The organism is Streptomyces sp. TLI_185 (genome assembly GCF_003814765.1).
Classification (GTDB): Bacteria; Actinomycetota; Actinomycetes; order Streptomycetales; family Streptomycetaceae; genus Streptomyces.
In genome coordinates, this window is record NZ_RKRB01000001.1 from 7,459,326 (window position 1) to 7,472,073 (window position 12,748).

Below are 12,748 nucleotides of genomic sequence, written 5' to 3' on the forward strand. Positions count from 1 at the left end.
GCGGGGTTGGTCCCGGTGGGGGTTCTGCTGTCCGTGTGCGGTCCCCGGTGGGAGGACAGGGAGTCGTGGCCGAGTCTGCAGGCGGCGGGAGTGCATCCGAGGGGACTCTTGGGCGGCGTGCTGCCGGTGAGGTGTCCGCGACCGGGCGGGCCGCGCACGAGGGGATCCTGCGGCGGCAGTCGGCGCGCGAGTCGGCTGCGCGCACCTATGCGCGTGCCCTGCCGATCGTGCCCGTTCGGGCCCGGGGGCTGACCATCGAGGGCGCCGACGGCCGCCGCTACCTCGACTGCCTCTCCGGAGCCGGAACGCTCGCCCTCGGCCACAACCACCCCGTGGTGCTGGAGGCCATCCGCAAAGTCCTCGACTCGGGCGCCCCGCTGCACGTCCTCGACCTGGCGACCCCCGTCAAGGACGCCTTCGTCACCGAGTTGTTCCACACCCTGCCGCGCGGCCTCGCCGACCACGCCCGTGTGCAGTTCTGCGGGCCGGCGGGTACCGACGCCGTGGAGGCCGCACTCAAGCTCGTCCGCACCGCGACCGGCCGCACCGGACTCCTGGCCTTCACCGGCGCCTACCACGGCATGACCGCCGGAGCCCTTGAAGCGTCCGGGGGCGCCTCGGACGTACGAGTCGCCCGCCTCCCCTATCCCCAGGACTACCGCTGCCCGTTCGGCGTCGGCGGCCCACGCGGCGCCGAACTCGCCGCCCGCTGGACCGAATCCGTCCTCGACGACCCCAAGTCGGGGGTGCCCCGTCCCGCGGGGATGATCCTGGAACCCGTCCAGGGTGAGGGCGGGGTGATCCCCGCGCCGGACGAGTGGATGCGGCGCATGCGAAGGATCACATCGGCCCACTCCATCCCGCTGATCGCCGACGAGGTCCAGACGGGGGTCGGACGGACCGGCGCCTTCTGGGCGGTGGAGCACAGCGGCATCACCCCCGACGTGATGGTCCTCTCCAAGGCCATCGGCGGCAGCCTCCCCCTCGCCGTGGTGGTCTACCGTGACAGCCTCGACGTCTGGGAACCCGGCGCCCACGCAGGCACTTTCCGCGGCAACCAACTCGCCATGGCCGCAGGCACGGCCACTCTGGCCTACGTCCGCGAAAACGACCTCGCCGAGCGAGCGGCCACCCTCGGCTCCCGCATGCTCGCCCAACTCCGGTCTGTGGCAAGGGACTTGCCATGCATCGGGGAGGTGCGGGGGCGGGGGCTGATGATCGGGATGGAGCTCGTGAACGCGGAGGGAGATTGCGGGAGGCACGACGGCGGGGCGTTCGATGGAGAGGGCTCCGGAGCTGGAGTTGTGGGCCCGGCAGGGCTCGATTGGGGGCTTGAGGGACTGGATTCGGCTTCCGGCGGGACGAGTTGGACGCCCAAGGGGTCGGATCTAGGTTCTGGTCGGCCGAGTTGGGCGGCCGATGGGTTGGATCGGAGCCGTCGCAGGGGCGGAGCCGATCCCTCGGTGGATTGCGAGCCTTTCAGCCGCGGGACGACTCCGGCGGCGATGCGGGATTACCGGGTCGGCAGCCCGCGCCCAGCCGATCCCGAACTCGCGGCCGCCGTCCAGCGGGAGTGTCTGCGACGTGGCCTCATCGTCGAAGTGGGAGGCCGCCACGCAAGCGTCGTGCGGCTCCTCCCGCCACTGACGATCAGCGACGAACAGGCCGCCGCCGTGCTCGACCGACTGGCCGATGCCGTGGGGACGGCGGCCCGCGACCGCTCCGGCCGACCACCCGGATTACGACGGCCCCATGGACCCGATCCCCAGCACCGACGCCAGGGCGAGCGCGCCGAACGGGCGGGCCACCTCGGCAACTGATGCGGCCCGCTCGTAGGTGCCGTCGGCACCAACCCCCATGCCTGTGCACGACTCGTACCCCCCCTGGACCTCTCGAACTCCTTGAAACCAGGACGCCCATACCTCCACTTCGCCGGTAGCGCAGTACGGCCCCGGTTCGTCACCGCACGAACCAGAACCACCCACGAGGACCGCCTTGAACCCCACCCCTGCATCCGACGCCCGTACCCCTGCCCCAGAGCGAGGCCCCTCCGACGCACCGCCCTCCCAGCAGGTTCCACCTGCGCCGATGACCCCGTCAGCGCCTTGTCAGCAGAGACGAGCGGTTGCGGGGGAACCGGGCCAGGGCCGGGAGTCGGAGCGGCAGCCGGAGCAGGGGCCGGCTTGGGCTTCGGCCGGGGGCGGAACTCCGGAGGGCGGTCGCTCTGGGGCAGACAGGGTTCTGGGACAGAGAAGTGACGGACAGCCCCACAGCGTGCCGCGACAAGTGTCGGCACCGGAGCGACACAGAGCCCTGGAGCTGGAGAGAACTCCGGAGCAACAGAGAGTGCCGGAACTGGAGCGGGTTCCGGAGCAGCGCAATGCCCCAGTCACCGAGAGCCCGCGTCACGCCGTCGCCGATCTCCTCGAGCACCCCGACCCGGGCACCGCAGCCGAGGCCGCGGCGGTCGAGAACCTGCTGCGTTGCTGGGTGCGCGAAGCCGGCCTCCACGCCCCGGACGACGGCACGCTCCGTATCCCTCTGCCCGCCAGCGGAACGGCTCTCCTCGTCCCCGTCCGTTACTGGTCCCGGACGGGATGGCACCGGTTCGGTCTCCCGTTCCTCGCCAACGCCCCCGCACCATCCCGACCGGCCGACGCGGTCACAATCGCTGCGCTGCTGGCGAGGGAGACGCCTGACCCTGGCAGCGACACGGCCGCCCTGCCCGCCACCGCCGGACCCACGACCAGCGGCGCCTGCCATCCCGCGACCGCCCAGACACCAGCCCCCGCCCCAACCGCCTCCACTTCCGGCCCAGACCTCGTCGGCCGCGTCGCCGACTCCCTCCGCCGTACCGTCACGTTCATCCGCGAGCGCCGGGAACGCCCCTGTGACGGACCCGACCTCTTCCTCGCGTCCGAGCAGGCACTCGTACTCGGGCATCCACTGCACCCCACTCCGAAGAGCCGCGAAGGTCTCTCCGAGGCCGAAGCGCGGTCGTACTCACCTGAGTTGCGCGGCTCCTTCCCTCTGCACTGGTTGGCTGTAGCTCCTTCTGTACTGGCCTCGGACTCCGCCTGGACCGAGCGCGGCCGTGTCGTCCCCGCGTCCCAGCTCATGGCGCGGCTCGCTGAAGCCGAGCTAGCGCTTCCCGACGGCTACGCAGCTCTGCCGCTGCACCCCTGGCAGCTCCGTGAGGTGCGCCAACGCGTCGAGACCGCGGCCCTGTTCGACGGCGGGCTTCTCCGCGACCTCGGTGCGCATGGCTCACCATGGCACCCCACCTCCTCCGTACGCACCGTCCACCGGTCCGGCTCCCCTGCCATGCTCAAACTGTCGCTGGGCTTGCGGATCACCAACTCGCGCCGCGAGAACCTCCGCAAAGAACTGCACCGAGGTGTCGAAGTCCACCGTCTGCTGCGCAGCGGCCTGGCCAAGCAGTGGCAGGCTGCTCACTCCGGGTTCGACATCGTCCGCGACCCGGCCTGGCTCGCGGTGGACGGCCCGGACGGCAGCCCTGTGGCCGGACTCGACGTGATGATCCGCCACAACCCGTTCACCCCCTCGGACAGCGTGTCCTGCATCGCCGGGCTCGTCTCGCCCCGGCCGCAGGCCGGGACATGCAGCAAATCGGCGGGCGCAGCGCGCCGTCCGGAGGACGGACCGTTGGCCCTGCAGTCCAGGCTCGCCACGGTCGTCACGGGCCTGGCCGGCCGAACCGGTCGTCCCCGTGCGGCTGTTGCCGTCGAATGGTTCCTGCGCTACCTCGAGCAGGTCGTCCGTCCCGTGCTGTGGCTGGATGCGGAGGCGGGTATCGCCCTGGAGGCGCATCAGCAGAACACGCTGCTCCTGCTGGACTCCGAAGGCTGGCCCGTCGGCGGCCGCTACCGCGACAACCAGGGCTACTACTTCCGCGAGTCCCGGCGCACACAACTCGAGACCCGGCTGCCCGGTATCGGCGAGCACAGCGACACCTTCGTCTCCGACGAGGTCACAGACGAGCGTTTCGCTTACTACCTCGCGATCAACAACGTATTCGGCCTCATCGGTGCCTTCGGCTCCCAGCGCCTCGCCGACGAACAGCTGTTGCTCGCCGCCTTCCGCCACTTCCTCAATGACGTCGCCACCGGTCCCGGCCGGTTGGGCACTTCACTTCCTTCCCACCTGTTGGACTCGCCCTTCCTGCGCTGCAAGGCCAACCTGCTGACCCGGCTGCACGGCCTCGACGAACTCGTCGGCCCGGTCGACACGCAGTCCGTCTACGTCACGATCGCCAACCCCCTCCATTTCTGAAAGCCAACACCGACCACCATCAACTCCCTTCGCTTCTGAGGAACATGCCCCATCCCGTCTTCTGAGAGGAGCGGCGCCGTGCCTCCCACCGACGCCAGCGCACATGCAGCCACCGCCCCCGGCACCGACTCGAGCCGCCTTGCGGCCGAGAGCAGCACCGGCGTGGGCACGGACAACGAGGACACACTGGACCTGCGTCTGCCCGACGAACTGCTTGCACTCTTTGCAGCGGAAACTGACTCCGAAGAGCCAAGAATCCGGGGCGAAAATGCAGCACCGCCCGTCTCCGTCACCAGAGCCGACGACGACCTCCTCGACCGTGTGGCCGACTGGGGGCCGGTCGTCACACCCGCGGGTGTGTTCCACCTTGTTCCCGTGCACGTCGAGCGGGACCTACCGTTGATCAGCCGCTGGATGAACGACCCTGCCGTCGCGGAGTTCTGGGAGCTCGCCGGCCCTCCGACCGTGACCGAGAGCCACCTGCGGGCCCAGCTCTCCGGCGACGGACGCAGTGTTCCGTGCCTCGGCGTGCTGGAGGGCACACCGATGAGCTACTGGGAGATCTACCGGGCGGACCTCGACCCGGTGGCCCGCCACTATCCCGCTCGACCTCATGACACCGGACTGCACCTCCTCATCGGTGGGGTCGCCGACCGAGGCCGCAAGCTCGGCAGCACCCTGCTCAGAGCCGCGGCCGACCTCGCCCTCGAGAAGCGGCCTGCCTGCGCACGCGTCATTGCGGAACCCGACCTTCGCAACACCCCCTCCGTCGCTGCTTTTCTGAGTGCCGGCTTCCGGTTCGCCGCCGAGGTCGACCTGCCCGCCAAGCGGGCCGCCCTCATGATCCGAGACCGGTCCCTGCGCGATCTGCTGTGACGCCGTGTCGTAGCGGCGTCACTTTTGGTACACCGCCCGCGGCGATCCGGTTCCCACCACCTCAGATCCCGTGTTCCACAGCGCCGGCTCCAAGGCATCCGAGCCGATCTTCCCGAGCGATCCACCCCGACCCTCACCCGAGGAGCACCCGGTCTTGATCCCGCCCCTCGTCCCCCTCGTGATCACCCGTTTGTCAGTGCCGGGTCGTAGGGTGGTCGCGCTATGACGAAGCCCTCACTCCCCGAACTCCTGCATGCTGCCGTCACTGCTGTCGGCGGTACGGAGCGCCCCGGCCAGGTGACCATGGCCGAAGCCGTCGCGGAGGCGATCGACGACGGTTCCCATCTGCTGGTCCAGGCCGGCACCGGCACCGGAAAGTCGCTGGGCTATCTCGTGCCCGCTCTCGCGCACGGGGAGCGTGTCGTCGTGGCGACGGCCACCCTCGCCCTGCAGCGTCAGCTCGTCGAGCGGGATCTGCCGCGTACCGTCGATGCGCTGCACCCCCTGCTGCGCCGCCGCCCGGAGTTCGCAATGCTGAAGGGCAGATCGAACTACCTCTGCCTGCACCGACTCCACGAGGGCGTCCCGCAGGACGAGGAGGAGGGTCTGTTCGACCAGTTCGAGGCGGCCGCGCCCACCAGCAAGCTGGGCCAGGACCTGCTGCGACTGCGCGAGTGGTCGGACGAGACCGAGACCGGCGATCGCGACAACCTCACGCCCGGCGTCTCCGACCGGGCCTGGGCGCAGGTGTCGGTCTCCTCCCGGGAGTGCCTGGGTGCCACGAAGTGCGCGTACGGCGCCGAGTGCTTCGCCGAGATGGCCCGCGAGCGTGCCAAGCTCGCCGAGGTGGTCGTCACCAACCATGCGCTGCTCGCGATCGACGCCATCGAGGGCGCCCCGGTCCTCCCGCAGCACGAGGTGCTGATCGTCGACGAGGCGCACGAGCTGGTCTCCCGGGTCACCGGGGTGGCCACCGGCGAACTCACGCCCGGCCAGGTCAACCGTGCGGTCCGCCGCGCCGCGAAACTGGTCAACGAGAAGGCAGCCGACCAGCTCCAGACCGCCGCAGAGGGCTTCGAGCGGCTGATGGAGCTGGCCCTGCCGGGCCGTCTGGAGGAGATCCCAGAGGACCTCGGGTACGCGCTCATGGCGCTGCGCGACGCCTGCCGTACGGTGATCTCCGGGATCGGGGCGACCCGGGACAAGTCCGTCCAGGACGAGGACGCGGTCCGCAAGCAGGCGCTGGCCTCCGTCGAGACGGTGCACGACGTGGCGGAGCGGATCACGAACGGCTCCGAGTGGGACGTCGTCTGGTACGAGCGCCACGACCGCTTCGGAGCCTCCCTGCGCGTTGCTCCCATGTCGGTGTCGGGGCTCCTGAGGGAGAAGCTCTTTGCGGACCGCTCAGTCGTCCTGACCTCCGCGACGCTGAAGCTGGGCGGCGACTTCAACGGCGTCGGTGCCTCCCTCGGGCTCGGACCGGAAGGCACCGAGGGCGAGGACCTCCCGCAGTGGAAGGGCGTCGACGTCGGCTCGCCCTTCGACTACCCCAGGCAGGGCATCCTCTACGTCGCCAAGCATCTGTCGCGCCCCGCACGGGACGGCGACCGCGCAGACATGCTGGACGAGCTGACGGAGTTGATCCAGGCGGCCGGCGGCCGCACACTCGGCCTCTTCTCCTCCATGCGCGCCGCGCAGCTCGCCGCCGAGGAACTGCGCTCCCGGATCCCGGAGTTCCCGATTCTCCTCCAGGGCGAGGAGACGCTCGGCGAGCTGATCAAGAATTTTGCCGCCGATCCCCAGACCTGCCTGTTCGGCACGCTGTCGCTCTGGCAGGGCGTCGACGTCCCCGGACCCAGCTGTCAGCTGGTCGTCATGGACAAGATCCCGTTCCCGCGTCCGGACGACCCGCTGATGAGCGCCCGCCAGAAGGCGGTGGAGGACGCGGGGGGCAACGGCTTCATGGCGGTCGCCGCCACCCACGCCGCGTTGCTCATGGCCCAGGGCGCCGGCCGCCTCGTACGGGCCTCGGGGGACCGCGGGGTGGTCGCCGTACTGGATCAGCGACTGGCTACGGCGCGCTATGGCAGCTATCTGAAGGCGTCACTGCCGGACTTCTGGTTCACGACGGACCGTAACCAGGTCCGGAAGTCTCTGGCGGCGATCGACGCGGCGGCGAAGAAGTCAGAGGCCGAATGAGCGGGGGTTGGTCTGTCGCGGCGTCGCGACAGACCAACCCCCGATGCGGACACCCGCGGGCGGGGTCCGGACAGCACAGGGCCCCGGAACCGGCGCAGGGGTCCCGGGGCCCGGTCAGAGGGTGGCTCTGTACGAACCGCCCGCCGCAGCCGTCATACGCGCCGCAGCACTGCCACCACCTTGCCGAGGATGGTCGCGTCGTCGCCGGGGATCGGCTCGTACGCCGCGTTGTGCGGGAGGAGCCAGACGTGGCCGTCCTCGCGCTTGAAGCGCTTGACGGTGGCTTCGCCTTCGAGCATCGCGGCGACGATGTCGCCGTTCTCCGCGACGGGCTGACGGCGCACCGTGACCCAGTCGCCGTCGCAGATCGCGGCCTCGATCATCGAGTCACCGACGACCTTCAGCACGAACAGCTCACCGTCACCGACCAACTGGCGGGGGAGAGGGAAGACGTCCTCGACCGACTCCTCGGCGAGGATCGGGCCACCGGCGGCGATGCGGCCGACCAGCGGGACGTACGACGCGGCGGGCTTGCCGGCGGTGTCGGTGGGCTGCACGGAGGCGCCCTGGTCGGAGCCGCGCACCTCGTATGCGCGCGGGCGGTGCGGGTCGCGGCGCAGGAAGCCCTTGCGCTCCAGTGCCATCAGCTGGTGTGCGACCGAGGACGTGCTGGAGAGGCCGACCGCCTGGCCGATCTCCCGCATCGACGGCGGGTAGCCGCGCCGCTGCACGGAGTCCCTGATGACCTCGATCACCCGGCGCTGCCGGTCGGTGAGTCCCGAGCTGTCCGCCCGGATGCCTGGAGGTCGGCCCGGCAGGGAGCGCTTGTGCCCCTCGGGATTCACGGGTTCGTTCATCGCATGCACCGGCTCGAGTCGGCCCTGGGAGCGGTCCTGGGCAGTGATGGTGGCACTGTCTGCGGTGGTGGTCACGTCGGCCCCTCTCGATGGTCTCCCTGCTGGACAACGGTAGTTGCTTTCGAAAGGTTGCGCCAAACACACGTTCGAGTGAAAAACCGCGGATTGCCGTACTTGATCATGTGTCTGGGTGTATAGCTAACGCGGCACCTGGCGGACAAAAGGGCCCATTGTTGTACTCTTCACCGCCGGGGTGCTGACCTCGTGGGTTCCTGCCCCAGTCTGCCATCTGGCATTCCGTCAACCAGGCACAGGTCTCCATCTCTGCGGGAGCCCCACGTCGCCTCCCTGCGGCGCCCACGGTATCTCCGCATGTGTCGCAACGGTACGGCTGTGCACCTGCGGATCCGGTGCGCCGCCCCGGTCGCGTGGCACATGCCCCTACGTGCGCGACACGCGCGTAGGGGGTGCGTGCATGGGCCAATCCCCACATCTAGTGGTTGGATTGCAGCAGCAGCCCAGAAGTTGTGGTCCCCCGGGTCTTCAGGCTCCTGGCGATCGCCTATGCTTGGGGCTGCTTCGAGGGGCCCATGAGGCCCAGCGAGGCTATTGAGTCTGCTGTGAGGAGGGTTGGAAGTTCATGCACTGCCCCTTCTGCAGGCACCCCGACAGCCGTGTCGTCGACAGTCGTACGACCGACGACGGTACGTCGATCCGCAGGCGCCGCCAGTGTCCGGACTGCTCCCGTCGTTTCACGACCGTGGAGACGTGCTCGCTCATGGTGGTCAAGCGGTCCGGAGTCACCGAGCCTTTCAGCCGTACCAAGGTCATCAATGGCGTGCGCAAGGCATGCCAGGGACGGCCTGTCACCGAGGACGCACTCGCCCAGCTCGGCCAGCGGGTCGAGGAGGCGGTGCGGGCCACCGGAAGCGCCGAACTGACCACCCATGACGTTGGGCTGGCCATACTCGGCCCGTTGCAGGAGCTCGACCTCGTCGCGTATCTGCGATTCGCCTCCGTCTACCGGGCATTCGACTCGCTCGAGGACTTCGAGGCCGCGATCGCGGAACTCAGGGAGGAGACGCGACCCGTCGCCGCGGACAACGACGACCGCGAGGACGCTGTCGCGGGGGGCCAGGAAGAAGACTGCGGGCCCGGAGGGACTGCTCAGGTCCCCGAGCCCGCCCACGCCGCCGACTGATCGGCGGGCCGGAACCGGGCGGAGGCCCCGATTCCGGCCGGACGGCGGCTATCGAAGACCCGTTGCGGGCGGCACCGCGAGATGCCCGCAACACCAGACACAACACCGTGCCACGGGAACATCGGGGCACTTCAGGGCGTTTTTGCCTGTACAGGGAGGCGGCATGACAGAGACGGCGAGCGGTCCGGCACGGAGTTCCCGCGCCAAGGGCACCAAGGCGACCAAGGGACTGCGTATCGAGCGCATCCACACCACCCCTGGCGTGCACCCGTACGACGAGGTGGCCTGGGAGCGCCGTGACGTCGTCATGACCAACTGGCGCGACGGCTCGGTCAACTTCGAGCAGCGCGGCGTCGAGTTCCCCGACTTCTGGTCGGTGAACGCGGTCAACATCGTCACCAGCAAGTACTTCCGCGGTGCCGTCGGCACCCCGCAGCGCGAGGTGAGCCTCAAGCAGCTCATCGACCGCATCGTGAAGACGTATCGGAAGGCCGGCGAGGACTACAAGTACTTCGCCTCGCCCGCCGACGCGGAGATCTTCGAGCACGAGCTGGCGTACGCCCTCCTGCACCAGATCTTCAGCTTCAACAGCCCCGTGTGGTTCAACGTGGGCACCCCGCAGCCCCAGCAGGTCTCCGCCTGCTTCATCCTGGCCGTCGACGATTCCATGGAGTCGATCCTCGACTGGTACAAGGAAGAGGGCATGATCTTCAAGGGCGGCTCCGGCGCCGGCCTGAACCTCTCCCGCATCCGCTCCTCCAAGGAGCTGCTGTCCTCCGGCGGCAACGCCTCCGGGCCGGTCTCCTTCATGCGCGGCGCCGACGCGTCCGCCGGCACCATCAAGTCCGGTGGCGCCACCCGCCGTGCAGCCAAGATGGTCATCCTCGACGTCGACCACCCCGACATCGAGGACTTCATCGAGACCAAGGTGAAGGAGGAGGAGAAGATCCGCGCCCTGCGCGACGCGGGCTTCGACATGGACCTCGGTGGCGACGACATCACCTCCGTCCAGTACCAGAACGCCAACAACTCGGTCCGTGTGAACGACGAGTTCATGAAGGCGGTCGAGCAGGGCGGCAAGTTCGGCCTGCGCGCGCGGATGACCGGAGAGGTCATCGAAGAGGTCGACGCCAAGACCCTGTTCCGCAAGATGGCCGAGGCCGCCTGGGCCTGCGCCGACCCGGGCATCCAGTACGACGACACCATCAACCACTGGCACACCTGCCCGGAGTCCGGCCGTATCAACGGCTCGAACCCCTGCAGCGAGTACATGCACCTGGACAACACGTCCTGCAACCTGGCCTCGCTGAACCTGATGAAGTTCCTGAAGGACGACGGCAAGGGCCACCAGTCCTTCGACGTCGAGCGCTTCGCGAAGGTCGTCGAGCTCGTCATCACCGCGATGGACATCTCCATCTGCTTCGCGGACTTCCCGACCCAGAAGATCGGCGAGAACACGCGCGCGTTCCGCCAGCTCGGCATCGGCTACGCCAACCTCGGCGCCCTGCTGATGGCGACCGGCCACGCCTACGACTCCGACGGCGGCCGTGCCCTCGCCGGTGCCATCACCTCCCTGATGACCGGCACGTCGTACAAGCGCTCCGCCGAACTCGCCGCGGTCGTCGGCCCGTACGACGGCTACGCCCGCAACGCCAGTGCTCACAACCGCGTCATGAAGCAGCACGCCGACGCCAACACCGTGGCCGTTCGCATGGACGACCTGGACACGCCGATCTGGGCCGCCGCCACGGAGGCCTGGCAGGACGTGCTGCGCCTCGGTGAGAAGAACGGTTTCCGTAACTCCCAGGCGTCGGTCATCGCCCCGACCGGCACCATCGGTCTGGCGATGTCCTGCGACACCACCGGTCTCGAGCCCGACCTCGCCCTGGTCAAGTTCAAGAAGCTGGTCGGCGGCGGCTCGATGCAGATCGTCAACGGCACGGTTCCGCAGGCCCTGCGCCGCCTGGGCTACCAGGAGGAGCAGATCGAGGCGATCGTCGCCCACATCGCCGAGCACGGCAATGTCGTCGACGCCCCGGGCCTCAAGCACGAGCACTACGAGGTGTTCGACTGCGCCATGGGCGAGCGCTCCATCTCCGCGATGGGCCACGTCCGCATGATGGCCGCGATCCAGCCGTGGATCTCCGGCGCCCTGTCCAAGACGGTCAACATGCCGGAGTCGGCGACCGTCGAGGAGGTCGAGGAGATCTACTTCGAGGCCTGGAAGCTGGGCGTCAAGGCTCTCGCGATCTACCGCGACAACTGCAAGGTCGGCCAGCCGCTCTCCGCCAAGACCAAGGAGAAGGAGAAGGCCGAGGTCACGGAGAAGGCCGAGGCGGCCATCCGCGAGACGGTCGAGAAGGTCATCGAGTACCGCCCGGTCCGCAAGCGCCTGCCCAAGGGCCGTCCCGGCATCACGACCTCCTTCACGGTCGGTGGCGCCGAGGGCTACATGACCGCCAACTCCTACCCGGACGACGGTCTCGGCGAGGTCTTCCTGAAGATGTCGAAGCAGGGCTCGACTCTCGCGGGCATGATGGACGCCTTCTCCATCGCCGTCTCGGTCGGCCTCCAGTACGGGGTGCCGCTGGAGACGTACGTCTCGAAGTTCACCAACATGCGCTTCGAGCCGGCCGGCATGACGGACGACCCGGACGTGCGGATGGCACAGTCGATCGTCGACTACATCTTCCGCCGCCTGGCGCTCGACTTCCTGCCCTTCGAGACGCGTTCCGCCCTCGGCATCCACTCCGCCGAGGAGCGCCAGCGTCACCTGGAGACCGGTTCGTACGAGCCCTCCGAAGACGAGGTGGACGTCGAGGGCCTCGCCCAGTCGGCTCCGCGCGCCCAGGAGCTGAAGGCCGTCGCCACGCCGCGTGCCGAGGTCGAGGCGGCCAAGCCCGCCCCGCAGCAGGCCCACACCAGCGCCGAGCTGGTGGAGATGCAGCTGGGCATCCAGGCCGACGCCCCGCTGTGCTTCTCCTGCGGTACGAAGATGCAGCGGGCCGGCTCCTGCTACATCTGCGAGGGCTGCGGCTCGACCAGCGGTTGCAGCTGAAACAGGGCGGAATCGCATCGAGTGCAACGCTCGGTGAACGCTCACCTGACAGGTAGTCCCTGATGAGAGGGGCGTCAGCCTCGTGCTGACGCCCCTCCCGCGTACTGTGCAGTCCACGATCTCGGTCGTCTGGTGACTCAGACGCCACAAAGGCTGTCGATGGGCGCCCTTGCAGCGCTCTGCGACATTCTCGACTGCCGTCCTGACGACTTGATCGACCTCAAAGGCGTCAATGCCGAGGTCACCCGGCCCATCAGCCGCCTG

7 protein-coding genes and 1 pseudogene are annotated in these 12,748 nt (G+C 69.0%); 7 read left to right on the top strand and 1 reads right to left on the bottom strand.

Annotated elements, in window-relative coordinates; all coding sequences use genetic code 11:
• The first annotated feature begins 167 nt into the window (after positions 1-167).
• The 4 genes from EDD92_RS34485 to EDD92_RS34500 all read left to right on the top strand — a co-directional run bounded on the left by EDD92_RS34485 (position 168) and on the right by EDD92_RS34500 (position 7,368).
• Positions 168-1,820 carry a diaminobutyrate--2-oxoglutarate transaminase family protein gene (locus tag EDD92_RS34485; protein ID WP_399185493.1) on the top strand — a complete coding sequence of 551 codons (1,653 nt, stop codon included), beginning with the start codon at positions 168-170 and terminating at the stop codon, positions 1,818-1,820.
• Between the two features lie 526 nt (positions 1,821-2,346).
• Entirely contained in the window at positions 2,347-4,293 is a 1,947-nt protein-coding gene (locus tag EDD92_RS34490; protein ID WP_399184648.1) for an IucA/IucC family siderophore biosynthesis protein, read from the top strand.
• A gap of 78 nt (positions 4,294-4,371) precedes the next feature.
• A complete protein-coding gene (locus EDD92_RS34495) occupies positions 4,372-5,169 on the top strand; it encodes a GNAT family N-acetyltransferase (protein ID WP_123967913.1) in 798 nt (265 codons plus the stop codon).
• Between the two features lie 222 nt (positions 5,170-5,391).
• Positions 5,392-7,368, top strand: coding sequence for an ATP-dependent DNA helicase (locus EDD92_RS34500; RefSeq protein ID WP_030947218.1), 1,977 nt, complete (start codon positions 5,392-5,394; stop codon positions 7,366-7,368).
• 152 nt (positions 7,369-7,520) lie between these two features.
• On the opposite strand, the gene lexA is transcribed toward EDD92_RS34500, so the two are convergent.
• Positions 7,521-8,300 carry a transcriptional repressor LexA gene (gene lexA / locus EDD92_RS34505; protein WP_123967914.1) on the bottom strand — a complete coding sequence of 260 codons (780 nt, stop codon included), beginning with the start codon at positions 8,298-8,300 and terminating at the stop codon, positions 7,521-7,523.
• A gap of 565 nt (positions 8,301-8,865) precedes the next feature.
• Here lexA and nrdR point away from each other — a divergent pair.
• The 3 genes and pseudogenes from nrdR to EDD92_RS51515 form a co-directional block, all read left to right on the top strand.
• Positions 8,866-9,426: a transcriptional regulator NrdR gene (gene nrdR, locus EDD92_RS34510; RefSeq protein WP_123967915.1), complete on the top strand. Its 561-nt coding sequence runs from the start codon at positions 8,866-8,868 to the stop codon at positions 9,424-9,426.
• Between the two features lie 163 nt (positions 9,427-9,589).
• Positions 9,590-12,484 (top strand): vitamin B12-dependent ribonucleotide reductase, encoded by a 2,895-nt coding sequence (locus EDD92_RS34515; RefSeq protein ID WP_123967916.1) that lies wholly within the window; start codon positions 9,590-9,592, stop codon positions 12,482-12,484.
• A 126-nt stretch (positions 12,485-12,610) separates the two neighbouring features.
• Positions 12,611-12,745, top strand: a pseudogene (locus EDD92_RS51515) (helix-turn-helix domain-containing protein); the annotation flags it as partial.
• Between the last annotated feature and the right edge of the window lie 3 nt (positions 12,746-12,748).

Excerpts from the sequence above, each read along its gene's own strand:
- EDD92_RS34515 (WP_123967916.1), top strand. The coding sequence starts at position 9,590 with ATGACAGAGACGGCGAGCGGTCCGGCACGGAGTTCCCGCGCCAAGGGC.
- EDD92_RS34500 (WP_030947218.1), top strand. The coding sequence starts at position 5,392 with ATGACGAAGCCCTCACTCCCCGAACTCCTGCATGCTGCCGTCACTGCT.
- nrdR (WP_123967915.1), top strand. The coding sequence starts at position 8,866 with ATGCACTGCCCCTTCTGCAGGCACCCCGACAGCCGTGTCGTCGACAGT.